The organism is Candidatus Agathobaculum pullicola, assembly GCF_052117205.1.
GTDB classification, from domain to species: Bacteria; Bacillota; Clostridia; order Oscillospirales; family Butyricicoccaceae; genus Agathobaculum; species Agathobaculum pullicola.
Window position 1 is genome coordinate 12,511 of record NZ_JBQKJP010000038.1, and the last position, 17,625, is coordinate 30,135.

General features: G+C 48.6%; 15 protein-coding genes. 10 read left to right on the top strand and 5 right to left on the bottom strand.

Translation table 11 applies throughout. From position 1 onward, the window contains the following. The first annotated feature begins 2 nt into the window (after positions 1-2). The 8 genes from ACTQ3V_RS11965 to ACTQ3V_RS12000 all read left to right on the top strand — a co-directional run bounded on the left by ACTQ3V_RS11965 (position 3) and on the right by ACTQ3V_RS12000 (position 10,982). On the top strand, positions 3-848 hold the full coding sequence (locus tag ACTQ3V_RS11965) for a helix-turn-helix domain-containing protein (RefSeq protein ID WP_441467707.1): 846 nt from the start codon (positions 3-5) through the stop codon (positions 846-848). Continuing rightward, positions 829-1,491 carry a sigma-70 family RNA polymerase sigma factor gene (locus ACTQ3V_RS11970; RefSeq protein ID WP_441467708.1) on the top strand — a complete coding sequence of 221 codons (663 nt, stop codon included), beginning with the start codon at positions 829-831 and terminating at the stop codon, positions 1,489-1,491. The genes ACTQ3V_RS11965 and ACTQ3V_RS11970 overlap by 20 nt, the downstream gene beginning before the upstream one ends. Before the next feature lie 527 nt (positions 1,492-2,018). Beyond that, on the top strand, positions 2,019-3,518 hold the full coding sequence (locus tag ACTQ3V_RS11975) for a type I restriction-modification system subunit M (protein ID WP_441467709.1): 1,500 nt from the start codon (positions 2,019-2,021) through the stop codon (positions 3,516-3,518). A 24-nt stretch (positions 3,519-3,542) separates the two neighbouring features. After that, a complete protein-coding gene (locus ACTQ3V_RS11980) occupies positions 3,543-4,694 on the top strand; it encodes a restriction endonuclease subunit S (protein WP_441467710.1) in 1,152 nt (383 codons plus the stop codon). Positions 4,695-4,755: 61 nt separating this feature from the next. Beyond that, complete coding sequence (gene xerA / locus ACTQ3V_RS11985; RefSeq protein ID WP_441467711.1) at positions 4,756-5,724, top strand: site-specific tyrosine recombinase/integron integrase; 969 nt, start codon at positions 4,756-4,758, stop codon at positions 5,722-5,724. Between the two features lie 32 nt (positions 5,725-5,756). Further along, entirely contained in the window at positions 5,757-6,863 is a 1,107-nt protein-coding gene (locus tag ACTQ3V_RS11990; protein ID WP_441467712.1) for a restriction endonuclease subunit S, read from the top strand. Beyond that, the gene (locus ACTQ3V_RS11995) at positions 6,838-9,966 is read left to right on the top strand and encodes a type I restriction endonuclease subunit R (RefSeq protein ID WP_441467713.1); all 3,129 of its coding nucleotides are present in this window, start codon (positions 6,838-6,840) and stop codon (positions 9,964-9,966) included. The genes ACTQ3V_RS11990 and ACTQ3V_RS11995 overlap by 26 nt, the downstream gene beginning before the upstream one ends. Before the next feature lie 38 nt (positions 9,967-10,004). Beyond that, positions 10,005-10,982, top strand: a complete 978-nt coding sequence (locus tag ACTQ3V_RS12000; protein ID WP_441467714.1) for a DUF3644 domain-containing protein — start codon at positions 10,005-10,007, stop codon at positions 10,980-10,982. A 58-nt stretch (positions 10,983-11,040) separates the two neighbouring features. Here the strand turns inward: ACTQ3V_RS12000 and ACTQ3V_RS12005 are convergent, their stop codons facing one another. Continuing rightward, a complete protein-coding gene (locus ACTQ3V_RS12005; protein WP_441467715.1) occupies positions 11,041-11,286 on the bottom strand; it encodes a DUF6061 family protein in 246 nt (81 codons plus the stop codon). 10 nt (positions 11,287-11,296) lie between these two features. Further along, positions 11,297-12,934, bottom strand: a complete 1,638-nt coding sequence (rlmD, locus tag ACTQ3V_RS12010; protein ID WP_441467716.1) for a 23S rRNA (uracil(1939)-C(5))-methyltransferase RlmD — start codon at positions 12,932-12,934, stop codon at positions 11,297-11,299. Between the two features lie 81 nt (positions 12,935-13,015). On the opposite strand from rlmD, the gene ACTQ3V_RS12015 reads away from it, so the two are divergent. Then, complete coding sequence (locus tag ACTQ3V_RS12015) at positions 13,016-13,240, top strand: hypothetical protein (protein ID WP_441467717.1); 225 nt, start codon at positions 13,016-13,018, stop codon at positions 13,238-13,240. 77 nt (positions 13,241-13,317) lie between these two features. Here the strand turns inward: ACTQ3V_RS12015 and ACTQ3V_RS12020 are convergent, their stop codons facing one another. Both ACTQ3V_RS12020 and ACTQ3V_RS12025 read right to left on the bottom strand, forming a co-directional pair. Then, on the bottom strand, positions 13,318-14,085 hold the full coding sequence (locus tag ACTQ3V_RS12020) for a DUF4367 domain-containing protein (protein WP_441467718.1): 768 nt from the start codon (positions 14,083-14,085) through the stop codon (positions 13,318-13,320). Beyond that, a complete protein-coding gene (locus ACTQ3V_RS12025; RefSeq protein WP_441467719.1) occupies positions 14,078-14,635 on the bottom strand; it encodes an RNA polymerase sigma factor in 558 nt (185 codons plus the stop codon). The genes ACTQ3V_RS12020 and ACTQ3V_RS12025 overlap by 8 nt, the downstream gene beginning before the upstream one ends. Before the next feature lie 232 nt (positions 14,636-14,867). Between ACTQ3V_RS12025 and glgB the strand changes: the two genes are divergently transcribed. After that, the gene (glgB, locus tag ACTQ3V_RS12030) at positions 14,868-16,649 is read left to right on the top strand and encodes a 1,4-alpha-glucan branching protein GlgB (RefSeq protein WP_441467720.1); all 1,782 of its coding nucleotides are present in this window, start codon (positions 14,868-14,870) and stop codon (positions 16,647-16,649) included. A gap of 399 nt (positions 16,650-17,048) precedes the next feature. On the opposite strand, the gene ACTQ3V_RS12035 is transcribed toward glgB, so the two are convergent. After that, positions 17,049-17,625: hypothetical protein (locus ACTQ3V_RS12035; protein ID WP_441467721.1), on the bottom strand; the 577-nt coding region annotated here is incomplete at its 5' end.

Here is a 17,625-nt window from a genome sequence, read left to right on the forward strand (position 1 = left end):
GAATGGAGAATACATTTTTGCCCGGTACTGTTAGACAGCGTCTTGCCGATCTGATGAAATATCACAAGGTATCTCAGACTGACCTTGCGCTAAAAATTGGATGCGGCGACAGCTTGCTCAGCCGTTTCCTAACCGGAAAGACGGACAAGATCGGTGACGAAAACATCATCCGTATTGCCAGAGTATTCAATGTGTCCACCGACTTTCTTTTAGGCGTGACCAATGTTCCCGATAGAAAAAATTATGAGATTGACGAGCTGGGCTTGTCAGCCCAGGCGGCACGAAACCTCTACACCGGCAAGGTTAATACACAAGTGGTCAATCGGCTCTTGGAAAGTCCCCGCTTTGCTGAACTGACCTACATATTGGAGCAGTATTTCAATGACACTATCGCATCCGGCTTTGCAGCTCAGAATCAGCTTTACGCTACCCTCGCCAATCTGACAAGAAGTACCGTACAAACCGATGCAGCAAAAGAAGCTGCCAAGGACATTAGCCGTTTACGGACACCGGCATATCAGGCAGATCTCGCCACCATTGAAGCTCAATTTATGGCGGCAGTCAAAGAAGTGAAGAAAGAGATCGGTCACGATTTTACAGTACAGCAGGCCCTCACCAAAGAAGCCGCCGAGCGAATGTTTACAGAGCTTACAAAAGGTCAGGATATGGAAAACCCCAAGGTCACACCGGAGCAAGTGAGCGAACTGATTATCGACAGCGTTGCCGGTATGGATGGGGTCAACCAAGAAGCACTGGACAAGCTCAGTCAGGCGTTGACCGCCTTTATGCAGACCACCTTGGATCAGGCGGCAAAACAGGAGAAGGACGATGAAAAACCGGAGCAATGAGCAGCTCTGCGCTCTGGCACAGAAGGGGAATACGAACGCCCGTGACCTGCTTCTGGAAAACAATTTCGGTTTTATCCGCAAAACCGCCAACGAGATTTATTTCGGTATGAATCTGGGCGAAAGCGAACTCAGTATCGACAAAGACGACCTGGAGCAGGAGGGCTGTATCGGCTTATTGGACGCCATCCCTCGCTTTGACAACAGCAAAGGCACTAAGTTTCTGACCTATGCAGCACCATCTATCCGAAATGCCATGACCAATCTGATACGGGATGCGTTTTCTCAGTACGAACAGCGGATGGTTGATACCAAAGACGGGCTTGCTTTTCAGAAAATCCGTCTGGATGAAGTTGTCCCCGGTGAGGAACGGATGCTGCGTATCGAAGCGATTGCTGACCCGATTGCCAAATCACCGGAGCAGATTTATGTGGAACAAGAAACATTGCGTGAACTGTATGCGGGACTCGATAGGATTGGAAGGCGAGAGCAAGCCTATCTGCTGTACCGTTATGGCTTCACAGACGATATAGAGCATACGACGATTGGGGCAGCAATCCACTTTAATCTGAGCGAAAGCCGAGCCAAGAAAACCGAGGAACAGGCTATGGACAACCTCTGGTTAGAGTTGCCGTGGTGGTTTTAGTGCGTGTCGCTGCGGAGGGACGGGGGCTTATATATACCTCTGCTTCCTTCTCCGGTCAGTCGGATTTTGTTTCTCAAAAATTCTGCATTTGTGTCAACACCGTTGTCACAAAATCCGCCTGCCCTACTGCCGCCGAAAAGCGTCTGTCCGCTTCAATCTGCCTATGTCGCAGATGCCGCAGCCAGCCCCTTTCCAGCGTCAGCCGGAAGCAAAGGTATAACACACTAGACTTTGCAAGCAAAATCGTGTGCCAACAGGGATGCTTCTCGCCCCTATTGGAAACCCAGAGCCAAGGGGATATTCCCCTCTGGACACCCCATATTTTCTTCGCAGGTTGGTACCAAAACTGTGAAAGGCAGTTTGTCACCGGTGCGAAGAAAAAGCAAAAGGAAGCATCTGCGCCAGGATCGTGAAGGCGCAAATCTTCCTTTTGATGCTGACAATCTGAAATTGGATATGGTGCAATTTCTGATTATCAGCTTCTGCCGCGGCAGAGAAATACGAAAACAACCTTGGAGGATTTCAATATGATTACAGGCGAAATGAAAAACAAAGTCGATTCCATTTGGGATACGATATGGACAGGCGGCATCACAAGCCCCATTACTGTGCTGGAGCAGATCACCTACCTGATGTTTATGAAGCTGTTGGACGATAATCAACTGAAGGCCGAGGCCAATGCAAATCTGCTTGGTGTTCCACTGAAGAATAAAGTGTTTCAGGATGGAATCTGTGTAATCAGCGAGAATCCCCGGGTTGAAACGGAATACAAAAATCTTCGTTGGAATGTGTTCCATAACTTCGAACCCGGCGAGATGCTGACGAACATCCAAACCTATGTGTTCCCCTTCATCAAGACCATTGGCGAAGGCAAGGATACTGCGTTCAGCCGCTACATGAAGGACACTGTGTTCCTGATTCCCACAGCAAAAGTGCTTGCCAAGGTTGTGGATGGCATCGACGCCATGGACATGAACAACAAAGATATCATGGGTGATGTTTACGAGTATCTGCTGGGTAAAATCGCCGCCGCCGGGGAAAATGGTCAGTTCCGCACCCCTCGTCACATCATCAATATGATGGTGGAACTGATGCGGCCCACGCTCAAGGATTCCATTCTCGACCCCGCCATGGGTTCCGCCGGTTTTCTTCTGTCCAGTGCAGCCTATATCAGCGAGCATCAGAAAAAGGAACTGATGAAAACCGAGAATATGCGCTACTTCAAATCCGGCCTGTTCTCCGGCTTTGATACCGACCAGTCCATGCTGCGCATCGGCGCTATGAACATGATGCTCCACGGCGTGGAAGATCCGCATATCACTTATCAGGATTCCCTATCCGGCGAGAACACCGAACGGGATCAGTATTCTCTCATCATGGCGAACCCGCCCTTTACCGGCAGTGTGTTCCAGGAAGAAATCAGCAAAGACCTGCTGGGTCTTTGCAAGACCAGAAAAACCGAGCTGCTCTTTGTTGCGCTGTTTACGAAGATGCTGAAGGTTGGCGGGCGCTGCGCCTGTATCGTTCCTGATGGTGTGCTCTTTGGTTCCTCCAAGGCACATCAGGCGATCCGGCATGAGCTGGTAGAGAACCAGCAGCTACAGGCAGTGATCTCCATGCCTTCCGGTGTATTCAGGCCTTATGCGGGAGTGTCCACGGCGATTTTGATTTTCACAAAAACCAACGCCGGCGGCACAGAAAAAGTCTGGTTCTATGACATGAAGGCCGATGGCTACAGTCTGGACGATAAGCGCTCCGAAATCAAAGAAAACGACATTCCGGATATTATCGCCCGGTTCCATAACCGTGATGCAGAGGCAGATCGGGAGCGCACCGAGCAGAGCTTCTTCGTGCCGAAGCAGGAAATCGTGGATAATGGGTATGATCTTTCCATCAACAAGTACAAAAAGGTCGAGTACGAAGCGGTTGAGTATCCGTCTACCCAAGAAATCATGACCAATCTGCGTGAATTGGAGATTCAAATTGGTCAAACGATGGATGAACTTGAAAAACTGTTAGGACTATAAATTCGGATTTGTGGGGATGAAATTATGACGCAGAAACGTGTCCCATTGGGAAATTTTGTCGCTGAATATTCTGTCCGCAACAACAGCAACGAGGATATTCCTGTATATAGCGTTACAAACAGTCAAGGGTTTTGCCGGGAGTATTTTGGAAAAGAGGTCGCCAGCAAAGACAAAACCACCTATAAAATTGTTCCTTACGGTTACTTTGCATATAATCCATCCAGAATCAATGTTGGATCAGTGGATTGGCAACGGTGTGAGGCACAGGTGATTGTCAGTCCGTTGTACAACGTGTTTTCCGTTTCTGATGAACTTGACCGTCAGTTTTTGTATTACTTTCTCAAAAGCAGTATTGGCCGGCAAATGATACGGGCGAAAGCAGCAGGAAGCGTCCGAGATAATCTGAAACTGGATATGCTGAAAGAAATGACAATACCAGACAGTTCACTTGACGATCAGAGACACTGTGTTGCTACTTTAGATAACCTGCAGTATCTTATTGAGCTTCGCAAAAAGCAACTCAACGAACTGGACAACCTCGTCAAAGCTCGATTTGTCGAGATGTTTGGAGATCCGGAGTTTAACACTTTTGGATGGGACACAGAAGAACTTGGGACACTATGTGATGTTGGTTCAAGCAAGAGAATTTATCAAAACGAGCAAAGCCAAGAGGGCATTCCATTTTGGCGAATCTCTGATCTCATAAGTAAAATGGACACTGGTGTTGCCGATAGCGGATTATTCATTCCAGAAGAAAGATATGTGGAGCTAAAAAATGCTGGGCTTGTTCCGACCACGGGTGACATTCTCGTTACCTCACGCGGCACTCTTGGACGATGCTACATAATTAAGGATGAAGATAAATTCTACTTCCAAGACGGAATGATAAGCTGGCTAAGCAGTTATGTTGATGGCATTACACCACTATACTTGCAATATTTGTTTACAATGCCCGGATTCAGAAAGCAGATTGACGGTATGCAGGCTGGCTCGACAGTTGCGTATTTGTCAATAGCAATGCTTAAAAAGCTTAGAGTTATGGTGCCGCCGATTAAAACGCAGAATTGCTTTGCTTTATTTGTGGAACAGCTCGACAAATCAAAAGTTGTCGTGCAGAAAGCTCTGGATGAAGCGCAGACTCTGTTCGATAGTTTGATGCAGCAGTATTTCGGCTGACAAAAATAAATCATAATGGATGCAGGATGTTGGTACACATAGAAAGGATAGGTGCGCCGACATGGAGGAAAAACTGGTCAACATTATGAACGAAATGGCTGAATATCTGAACATTTCTCAGCTGAAAAAGCTGCAGGAAGTGCTGCTGAAACATTTATCGGATAATGCGCCGCAGAAAGAGCCGGTAGCAAATGCAGACTATCTGAAACTGTTCCTGGATGCCAAGAAAATTGAGGGCTGTTCAGAGAGAACGATCAAATACTACCGAACAACAGTAGAGCATTTACTCGCGCATATTTCCACGCCAATAAGGAAAATTACCACCGATGAAGTACGAAGTTACCTGGTAGACTACCAGCAAATCAATAATTGCAGCAAGGTCACTGTGGACAATGTCCGGCGCAATATATCCAGCTTCTTCTCCTGGCTTGAGGAAGAAGATTATATTCTGAAGAGTCCGATGCGGCGCATCCATAAGATCAAGACCAAAACTGTGGTCAAAGAAGTGATTTCCGACGAAACCATTGAGGTGATGCGGGATCACTGCACCCAAATAAGAGATGTCGCCATGATTGATATGCTTTACTCCACGGGAATCCGTGTAGGCGAACTGGTCAATCTCAACATTACCGATGTCAATCTCCAACAGCGGGAGTGCATCGTTTACGGTAAAGGAGATAAAGAGCGCCGGGTGTATTTTGATGCCAAAACCAAAATCCATCTCGAGAAGTATCTGAACAGCCGTACTGACAGCAATCCGGCGCTATTTGTAACGCTGGATTCACCTCACGCCCGGTTGAAAATCAGCGGGGTGGAGATCCGTCTAAGGGAACTGGGGCGCAGCCTGGGGCTTTCTCGCATCCATCCTCACAAATTCCGCCGCACGATGGCCACAAGAGCCATTGATAAGGGAATGCCCATTGAGCAGGTACAAAAGATTCTTGGACATTCTCAAATTGACACCACCATGCAATATGCCATCGTGAACCAGACTAATGTCAAAACCTCACATCAGAAGTACATCGCCTGATTCCCCCAAATTCGGATTTGTGGGGATGAACGATGAGAGTAACACTTGGGGATGTATGTGAAAAAGGGGCTTCAAACATAAAACAATCGGATATTGCGAACATGACTGGTGAGTATCCTATTTATGGCGCTGCCGGCTATATTGGAAATGTTGACTTTTATCATCAAGAAAAGCCATATGTGGCAATTGTAAAAGATGGTGCAGGCATTGGCAGAACAACGTTGCATCCAGCCAAATCTTCTGTCATTGGCACAATGCAGTATCTTTTGCCGAAAGACAATGTTTTGCCAGAATATTTATGCTATGTGGTTCGACATATGCATTTGGAGAAGTATTTTACGGGAGCGACGATACCCCATATCTATTTTCGAGACTATAAGAACGAACAATTCAATCTTGATTCTCTGGATAAGCAAGCGGAAATTGTTGAGATTCTTGGAAAAGCAGAGTCCATTATTCTGAAGCGCAGAAAAGAACTCGCCGAATTGGACAACCTCATCAAAGCTCGATTTGTCGAACTGTTTGGTGACCCTGTTGCAAATCCCCATGGGTTTGATAAAGTGGCCTTGTCTGAGTTGGCAGACATTAAAATAGGGCCTTTTGGTTCATTGCTACATAAAGAAGATTATATTGAAGGTGGACACGCTTTATTGAACCCATCTCATATTATCGACGGAAAAGTTGCACCAGATTATAAATTGACTGTCTCGGCTCAAAAATACGGAGAACTGTCAGCCTACCACTTAAAAGCAGGTGATGTTGTAATGGGTAGACGAGGTGAAATGGGCAGATGTGCAGTTGTTCCTTGCGATGGCTATTTATGCGGTACTGGTAGTTTGATGATAAGAACAAAAGGTGAAGTTACAGCAGATTATATTCAAAAAATAATATCTTTTCCGTCATTCAAGAAAACCATTGAGGATATGGCAGTTGGTCAAACAATGCCGAACTTGAATGTTCCTATCGTATCGAACTTCCAAATCATTAAGCCGCCTATTGAGGTTCAGAAAAGTTACTATACCTTCGTCGAACAGGTCGACAAATCAAAAGTTGTCGAGTCAATACACAGGATGAATGTCCTATTCAATATTACTCTGAACGGAGGGAACCGTTATGACATTAGGGCAAATGAATTCTAAACTGATGAAAGCACAGGAAGCTGAAACGCACCTTGATCGTGCGTTAATTTGCCGTGCGCTTTTGGAGGATGCAGTTGACTTTATTTACGGGAAAGTCGGCGCAAAAAAGCCGCCCAAAGCCTCATTATTGGAACTGATCGACAGCCCTGTCGTGGCCGGTTACATCAACGATGAGGACACCATAAATTCCCTCCACTATGTCCGCATTCTCGGCATGAATGCCAAGCACGGCAGAAGTGTCCGCAAAAAGGAAGCCAAACTTGCCTATGACAACATTGCGTATCTGCTTGGACTGATTGCCTCCAAAGAGAACGGAACAGAGTCTTCTTATCGGAAACCGCCCTATATGAGCGAAGCTGCCACGCGCAAGCTGTACACCGATCGGTACCTGGAAGAGGCCGGTTGGGATGTTCTGGATGTGGAAAATCTCGCCCAGCCTGGCAAAGCCGGTATTGAAATTGAAGTACAGGGAATGCCCAATGCCCACGGTGTTGGATATTGCGACTATGTTCTTTATGGGAAAGACGGCAAACCGCTGGCCATCATCGAGGTCAAGAAAACCTCCGTTGACCCCGAAAAGGGACGCCATCAGGTGGATTTGTACGGTGAGTGCATGAAGAAGGTCTACGGCTATAAGCCTATTCTGTACTACACCAACGGCTACAGCATTAAAATCATTGACGGCATTTACCCGGATCGTCCGGTTATGGCATTCCATACCATGGAGGATCTGGAACTGATGCTCCAGCGCCGAACTCGCGGTGATATTACCGATCTTACCATCAACGACGAAATAACCAACCGCCCATATCAGAAAATGGCAATCACCAATATCTGCGAATGGCTGAACGCCAAGCACCGCCGTGGTCTGCTTGTCATGGCTACCGGCACCGGAAAAACCCGTGTGGCGATCTCTCTGGTCGATGTGCTTACCCGCAATAATTGGGTGAAAAATGTCCTGTTCCTTGCAGACCGCACCTCTCTGGTCAATCAGGCAAAGCGCAATTTTGCAAAGCTGATGCCCAATATGAGTGTCTGTGAACTGTCTGCCGGCGGTGAAAAGGATTTCAATGCCCGGCTCATGTTCTGTACATACCAGACCATGATCAATTACATCGATGCAGAGGATAAGCGTTTTTCTTCCGGGCGGTTTGATCTGATCATCATAGATGAGGCACACCGCAGCATTTTCAACCGCTACGGGACCATTTTCAAATACTTTGACAGCTTCCTTGTTGGACTGACCGCAACGCCGAAAAACGATGTGGATGCCAATACATACCGCATTTTTGGCTGTGAAGCCGGAATCCCCAACTTTGATTATACCTTGGAAGATGCCGTAAAGGAGAAGTATCTGGTTGGCTATCATGTGATTAACCGCACATCCAAGATGCTGTCCAAAGGCATTGATTTTCAGAATTTGACTGAGGATGAAAAAGCACAGCTGGATGAGTATCTGGAAGAAGATCCGCCCACTCCGGACTTCACTATTCCCGGAAACGAAATCTTCAAATACCTGTTCAACAAGGATACCTGCCGCAGAGTTCTGGAGGAGCTGATGCAGTGGGGATACCGTGTTGACGGAGGCGAAACCCTTGGCAAGACCATCATTTTCGCCTATAACCACAAGCACGCTCAAATGATCGTGGATTGCTTCCAAGAATTGTATCCGGAGTATTCTGCCAACACCTGCCAGTTGGTGGACTATTCTGTGAACTATGGCGACGATCTGGTTTTGAAGTTTGAAGAAGATGATGAGTTCCGCATTGCGGTTTCTGTTGATATGCTGGATACCGGTGTGGATGTACCTGCTGTTTTGAATCTGGTATTCTTCAAAAAGGTGCGGTCTAAGATCAAGTTCGTTCAGATGATCGGCCGAGGCACCAGACTGTGCGAGAACATCTATGGCCCCGGAAAGCACAAGAGCGGATTCCAGATTTTTGACTACTGCGGCAACTTTGAGTATTTCGGAGAGCACCCAGACGGGAAAGATGGCAAGGAGATGCTTACGCTGTCGCAGCGCCTGTTCCAGATTCGGCTTGATATGCTGTTTGAGCTTCAAAAGCTGGAGTATCAGGAAGATGCATGGTTCCATGCCTATTATGACCAAATCAAAGCAGAACTGCATGGCATGGTCGTAAAGATCAAGTCGCACAGTAACCGAATCCAGGTGCGTGAGGCTATGCAGTATGTAGACAAGTATTATAATCTTGATACATGGGTATCCCTTTCGCCGGTAATGGTCAAAGAGGCCAAAGTACATATTTCTCCGCTGCTTGACAGTGGTTTGAACGGTGACCATCTGAGTGTAGCATTTGATGTGCGGATGTATCACATCGAAAAGGCGCTACTGGCTGGAACTGGCATCAAGAGCGTTTCTGATCATGTGAAAAATATCCGCCTGATTGCACAGTATCTGCTGACCGAAAAGGCATCCGTTCCCCAAGTCCTTAAAAAAGCTTCCGAGCTGAAAGCTGTGATGAGTGAGGATTTCTGGACTACTGCCACTGTTCGGGATTTAGAGAAGTATCGTTCTTCTTTGCGGGATTTGATGCAGTTCCTTGGTGGCCCCCATAAGACGTTTGATATTGATATCGCCGATGAAGTGGATGAAGCCGAATATCAGCCTGAAGATACCATGATTGACATTCGGACATATCGTGAGAAGGTCATTGACTATCTGGCAGAGCATCTGGATAGTGCTGTAATCAAGAAGATTCATAATTTGGATCCGATCACCAATGCTGACCTGGCGGAACTTGAACATATTTTGTGGCATGAGCTTGGAACAAAAGCAGAATACGATGAGGCAACCGATATCGGCAATTTGGCGGCATTTGTCCGCAGCCTGATTGGCCTAAGTCAGGAAGCTGTCAATGTAAAATTCGGTGAATATCTCAGCGGAAACCTGCTGAACTCTCAGCAGCAGGAGTTTGTGCGTACAATCATCAACTATGTCAGAGAAAACGGCGATGTCGAGCTTGCTGATATGGTCAACACGGAACCGTTCAACAATTACGATTTGAATGAGATTTTTGGCATCAATTTGCCTGCTATGATTGCAGTAGTTCGGACACTGCATGATGCAGTTCAAGTAGCGTAACCGAGCCTCACCTACTCTGCCAGACACGGGGGTGCTTTATGAAGTCGAGATCCAACGAATTGCTCGATAAGAGCATTGCTGCAATGATTTCTGCTATCGAAATCTATAACAAACCAGATTTTTTGTATCGCGGGGAAACCTTTTCAATCTTAGCAATCAATAGCTGGGAGCTGCTTTTTAAGGCAAAGCTCCTCAAAGACAATCACAACAAGATGCGCTCACTATATGTTACAGAGCCAATCAGAAATAAGGATGGAAGCAAGTCAAAACGACGCCGAATTAAACTAACAAGAAGTGGAAATCCATTTACTCACTCAATCGATTACATCGCCGAAAAATTGATTGTAACAGGGAAATTGGATCGAACCGTATGGGACAACATTACCGCACTGATCGAGTTGAGGGACTCTGCGATCCATTTTTACAACTACTCGGCAAAATTCAATGTTCGTATCCAGGAAATTGGAACAGCTTCACTAAAGAATTATGTGATTTTGTATAAGAAATGGTTCGGAAGAGATCTGTCTACATATAACTTCTATTTGATGCCGCTGTCGTTTGTTCAGGTTCCAAAAGAGGCTGATATCGTATTGTTGAATGCAGAAGAGAAGAATTTCTTTAATTTTGTAAATGAACTAGAAGATAAGAGTACTAATCCCAGTGGGGAATATAGCATCGCTCTGAACACAACCGTAAAGTTCACAAAATCCACATCTAAGGATGATATCAAAGTGGCCTTGTCCCAGGACAAGGATGCAATAAAAGTGAATTTGACTGAAGAAGAAATTCGTAGCCGATATCCATTCGACTATGCAGCATTAACCGAAAAATGCAAAAAAAGATATAGAGACTTCGTGATGAATGGGGATTACCATAAAAACCGCAAAGCCTATGAAGGAGATCCCAGATGTGCTTATGTCAGATATTTGGATCCAGCTAATCCGAAGAGTGGCAGAAAAGTGTTTTACAGTGATGTAATTCTATCGAGGTTGGATGGTCATTATACGAAAAGATAACATCAAAATGGCACAGCCCACCGATCATTGATCGGCGGGCTGCGTGACGTCTTTTCACTTAATCCATCAATCGATGCTCCGGTGTACCTCGGAGATATCCCTCCAAATCACCTACCAGCACAAGCTGCACATACTCCAACGGCTTGTTGTAGATCAGCCAGTCAAGTTCCGACCGCTGATACATGTTGTCTGCTACCTCGTTCTCCACGGCGATCGTGTCAATGGAAATCATGCTGCCATCGGCAAATTTCAGTTCAACACAGGCAGTATCCATATTGAACTCACAGGAAATCAAGCGCTCCATATTCGTCACCTCAAATCATCCCGAAGTGCTTCAATGCCTCCATAATCGCCTTTTCCTTCTCCGCCGGACACTGTGGCTGCTTGGCATCTTCAGATTTCGGCTTATTGTAATTCTCACGCTCGATGATACCGCATTTCTGCTTCACCTGAGCAATATACAGGCTGCTGACCTTCAAACCGGTATATTCCAGCACATAATCCTTAATCTCTTGATAGGTAGCTTTCTTCTCCGCATCGGTCAAATCCATCTCGTCCATCTTCACTTCGACTTCAATATGCTGAGTCGATTTCAGTTTGGACAATAAACATACCGTATCAACATGCCCGGTTCGCGGGAACAAATCAAATGCCTGTGCACAGACCAGCCGATAGCCGGCCCCGGTCAATTCGCGCACATCACGTCCAAGTGTTGCCGGATCACATGACACATAAACCACGCGCGGCGGCATCATTTTCAAGATTGCATCACGCGTCTGCTCATCCAGACCCTTACGCGGCGGATCGACCACCAGCACATCCGGCCGCACACCTCGTACAGCCAGCTGCCGTGCCGCCTGCCCCGCATCCGCACATATAAATTCTACATTATCCATTGCATTGCGAACCGCATTTTGCCGCGCATTTTCCACTGCCTCCGGCACGATTTCCACACCAATAACCTGCTTTGCCTGCTCCGCAAGTGTCAGCGTGATTGTCCCGGCACCGCAGTACAGATCGATAACGGTCTCTTGCCCTGTCAATCCCGCAAATTCCACTGCGCAAGCATATAACCGTTCAGCCTGCGCATGATTGACCTGATAAAACGCCTCTGGTGAGAGCAAAAATGAATGTCCGCACAGCCGATCCTCGAGCATCGGTTCGCCCCACAGCACATCTGTGCGGTCACCCAAAATGACATTATCCCCGCGCTGATTATGGTTGAGCAAAACACCGGTCAATGACGGCTCGGCCTCCCGCAAGCGGCGCACCAGTTCATCCAGCGCGGGCATCTTACGCGTTGCCGCAATCAGCGTCAACTGACTTTCGCCGCTCTTTTCGCCCACACGGACATAAATATGCCGTATAGTGCCGCGCTTAGCGGCATAGTCATACGGCGGCACATCAAATTCCTGCATCCATTGCCGCACGACGGCCGCGATATGGTCAGCCGTTTCCGACTGAATCAGGCATCGCTCCACCGGCACAATATCATGGCTGCGCGGGCGGTAGAATCCGGTGACAATATTGCCGTCCGCATCCCGCCCGACCGGATATTGCGCCTTGTTGCGGTAGTGCTCGGTCGTAGGGGCACCCGTGATACCTTGAAGCACAGCGCCATCCTGTCCGCCAATACGGGTGAGTGCATCGCGCACCTTTTTTTCCTTGGCGCGCAGTTCCTCCTCATACGTGATATGTTGATAACAGCAGCCGCCACACTTATCCGCGACCGGACATATCGGACGGATCCGCGCGCCCGACGGCACAACCAGCTTTTCCAGCCGTGCATACGCCACGTTTTTTGTGAGTTTCACGATGCGCACATCGCACTGATCGCCTACTGCCGTACGCGGCACGAACACCGCGCGGCCGTCAATTTTACCGATTCCGGTTCCATCCGCCGTGTAATCGACAATTTGGCAGCGATAAATTTTATTTTTGACAAGCTCCATTTTGTGGCGCTCCTTTTCCCATATTATCCGTATTATATCACGTCCGCAGCACATACTGCAATCGGAAAGGAGCGAACACACATGAAACACGATAAACGGAAGTATGTATCAGCCGACGTGCCCTTTTCCTTTCTCAGCGCCATGGGACACGACACGCGCGCGATGGAGCGGTTCTTCGAACTGCCTCACACATCACGCGAAACGCTGACCGATGCCGTCTGCGTATCCGACGATCCGGATACGCGCGCGGAACAAGCACTCAAGTCGCTGGCCAATGGCGGCGAGGGCTACTTCGATCAATACTGAGAAAGCAGAAAAGCGTCCATGCGGACGCTTTTCTGAGTTTTGTTGGTTTTTTCTCAAAATTTATCATTTTTCGCAGTTTACGACGCGATAATCTCCTGTGCCATCTGGAACAGTTCATCGGCTGTCATATCAAGGTCAAAGCCGCTGAGCGTGTAAGACACGCCATCCTTCTCCCAGCAGAGGAACTGGTACTGCTGCACGGTTACTTCATTTGCGCCGTAACCAATCTGCAAATCCCCAGCTTCCATCGCTGCCTGCTCCTCGGCAGTCGGCTCGTAGTCCGTGGGCACTGCTTTGTAGTCGTCTGCACTGTACTGCACGGTTACGCCGTCAATCGCGCGCGTATCGTCAAAGCGGCTGGTGTCCACGGTCGTACCGTCGTCTTTTGCTTCGCCGACGCCCAGATTTATGGTCACGCCATCCCGCTGATAGTCCGCGTCGATATTCGTCCACTCACGCAACACGTTGCCGTCCTCATCCTTTTCGCCGCCATACACATGCACAGCATTTTCAAACACAAAACCGTTTGAAAACGACTCCGGCACCTTGGCGCCGTCAACCAATTCGGCCTGCGTCTCCTCGTAGTTCATGCGCTCATTCGACCATGAACTGCCAAATGTATAGGCCACAATACCGTTGCCCGCTACTGCGCCCGTGACGGCTACTGCCGCCACCAGCGCAACCGCTGCCAAGCGTTTGACAAACGGGCAGCGCACCTTGCGCGGCACCGCTCCGCTTTTCAGCGCAACATCAATACGGGTCTTGAGCGTGTCGGGGGCCTGCATCCCCTCTGCGCACCGGTTCAGCATATTCTGCATCTCGCGTTCCATCTTCATCTCATCCATGTGTCACAGCCTCCTCCGGCTTTTCGTCTTTTTCGGTCAGCGCCTGCCGCAGATGGCGGCGGGCGGAAAACAGGCGGGATTTGACCGTACCCTCAGTCACGCCGAGTGTGCGCGCAATCTCCTTGACCGGCCGGTTGTCGAAATAATACAGCACCAGCACGGTGCGACGTTTTTCGTCAAGTGCGTACATTGCTTCATACAGCCGCCGCTGTTCATCGGTTCGCAGCACGGCAGACAGCGCGCTTTCGCCCTCACCGGTCTCGAAAAACTCCGACACCGGTGTTTCACGTTTGCCCTTGCGGCAGTATTTCCACGCCGCACGCGACAGCGTTCTGAGTAGCCAAGGGCGAAATTTTGAACCGTCCTTAAGCGACCCAATCGACCGCACACAGGTCACAAACGCCTCTTGTGTCAAATCCTCCCCGTCCGCACGGTTTCCGGTAATCAAGCAGGCAATCCGGTAGGCATCGTTTTTATAACGCTCATACAATTCATCGAACGCCTGCATGTCGCCCTGCTGCATCCGTCGGACAAGTTGTTCATCGGTCATAACTTTGCTCCTTTGTGTTTTGGTGCACCTGTCAATAAGAGCCTATCGGCGGCATTTTGGTTCATAAATTTTCTCACCGCCTGTTTGAAAGGCCTTCCAGTATTAAGAGCCGTTTCCGGGTAATTTGGTTCAAAAAATATTAAACAAATCCCCCTTGGTTTGGCGGTTGTGTTTTATCAACCCATCCCCTATACTGTTACTATACTGCAAACAGTGCCGGGAGGGGAGTCTCATGGACAAGCAGGATTTTTTTGACGGAACCGTATTCGACGCATGGCGCTGGTTCGGCGCCCACATCAAAGAGCAATCGACCATTTTTCGGGTTTTTGCACCAAATGCCGCCAAAATCACGCTTACAGGCGCGTTTAACGACTGGAAAGAAAACGAACTGACACAGGATGGCCGCAGCGGTTTCTGGGAGGTCTCCCTGCCGAACGCCCATGCCGGGCAGTACTACAAGTACCGCATTACCTCCCACAGCGGCATGGTGGTTGAGCACTGCGACCCTTATGGCTTTGCTATGGAACTGCGTCCGGGCTGCTGCTCGATCATCACCGACCCGGATGAGTACCACTTTACTGATACGGACTGGATGTCCTCTCGCACAGCCGCACTCGATGCGCCGCTGAATATTTACGAGCTGCACCTCGGCTCTTGGAAACGCAATCCCGCAGACGAAAACGGCTGGTATCGCTATGACGAAATAGCAGACCTGCTCATTCCCTATCTGTGCGAAAACGGCTTCACACACGTGGAGTTTCTGCCTCTGTCCGAGCATCCGTTTGATGGCTCATGGGGTTATCAGAACACCGGTTTCTTCGCACCGACCTCGCGCTATGGCTCACCCGCACAGCTCAAAATGCTGATTGACCGGCTGCATCACGCAGGCATTGGCGCTATCATGGACTTTGTTCCTGTCCACTTCGCGGTGGATGGCTATGGCCTTGCACAGTTTGATGGGACGCCGCTTTACGAATACCCCCACCCCGATGTGGGGGAAAGCGAGTGGGGAAGCTGTAATTTCATTCATTCCCGCCGCGAGGTTCGCTGCTTTTTGCAGTCCGCTGCGAATTATTGGCTGGAAGAGTTCCATTTTGATGGCCTGCTCATGGATGCCGTCAGCCGCCTCATCTACTGGCAGGGCGACCCTGCGCGCGGTGTGAACGGCGAAACGCTGAACTTCTTGAAGCAAATGAACGCCGGACTCAAAGCCCGGCACCCCTCTGCACTGCTCATAGCCGAGGACTCGACTACGTTTCCGGGCGTCACCCGCCCTGTATCCCGGGGTGGATTAGGCTTTGATTATAAGTGGGATCTTGGCTGGATGCACGATACGCTGACCTATATGCAGACCCCGCCGGACAAGCGCGCTGAGCGGCGTGGCCAACTGCTGTTTTCCATGAAATATTTTCCGAATGAGCATTACCTTCTGCCACTTTCGCACGACGAGGTCGTACACGGCAAGGCCGCGATTGTGCAAAAGATGTGGGGTGCCGACCTAACCGACAAGTACGCGCAAGCGCGTGCGTTCTATCTTTACATGTTTGCACATCCAGGCAAAAAACTGAACTTCATGGGCAACGAACTTGGTCTGCGCGTCGAATGGAGCGAGGCCGCCGAGCCGGACTGGACGTATTCGGGCGGCCCGTTTCATGTATTTTTCCGCTCGCTGAGCCAAGTCTACCGCGCACATCCTGCGCTGCACACGGACTATATGCCGGATTCCTTCCGCTGGTTGCCCACTGCACCTGATGCGCCCTGCGTGTTCGCATGGGAACGCCGCAGCGCAGGCGAGCATCTGGTCGCGGTCTGCAACTTCTCGGATAAGCCGTATACCTTTTCTGCTCCCCTGCCCAACGCGGCAATCCTGCTGAACACTGACTGGGCGCATTTCGGCGGACAATTCAAAGAAAACCATCCTTCATGGGGACAAAACCCCGATATTTTTACCGTTACCCTTACAAAGTTCAGCGCTATTCTGCTTGAAATCGATAAAAATGAAATCGCTCATTAAAACGATCACAACGAAAAAAGGCCGCAAAAACCAGCCTGAGACAGGAAAACAAAACTAAATCAATATGTTTCTAGGCAGCGGTCAAACAGGTTTCGTCAAACTTTCAAACTAAAAAGGCATAATCAAAGACAAAGGGATAGGTTTTCTCACATTCGAGATCACCTATCCCTTTTCCTTTCGCAATTGACCTAGAACCAAACTAAATATCCTCGATATTCTGCTTCTTCGTTGCATCTGTTTACCTCCTGTTGAAACTTATTCCGCTCAATGTGTAGTTCGGATGGCCTCGTGGTGTAATTGTCATTCTTGAAATTTCCTCCTTATACTAAGAGGAGGTGTGATGCCTAAACATCACACCTCTCTAGTTTGACTTTGTAGCCTAAAGGGATAGTGTTACCATTACTGGCACATTTCCCAGTAGTCTCCGTTATAATCAAAGAATACATTCTTATCACCAACCTTGCCAGTGGTAAGGTTGCCATGAATGTCTGCTACCATTCCCTCAGTTGGATTGGAAACCTTCTCGAGCTTCTCCATACCTGCACCCTGAATCATAGCCCATTCAGCTTCCCAGAAAACGTAGTCGCCCTTTTGCAAGTACTGGCCACCCATATTATCATAATAGTCGGTGGGAGCTGTCGAACCAACTTTAATTGTTGCACCAGTGATTGGAGAAGCGACGCCAAGGTAAATACCACCCTTGCCTTCACCACCTAAACCAAGCACTCCGGTTTCAGGATCACGCTCTACCTTAACACCATTTATGGTCATACCCTCTGCCGGATAAATCATTCCAGTATAAGAACCTACATTACTACCATCTGGCAACTCATAAATGCCCTCTGGCATTTCAACAGCGGTATCATCATCCTCGAGAGTCACTTCCTTGCGCTTGCTCGAATCTACTACTCGGTTAATAATTGCCGCAGCTTCCGCGCGAATGATAGTATCGTTTGGTTTGAACGTGCCGTATTTA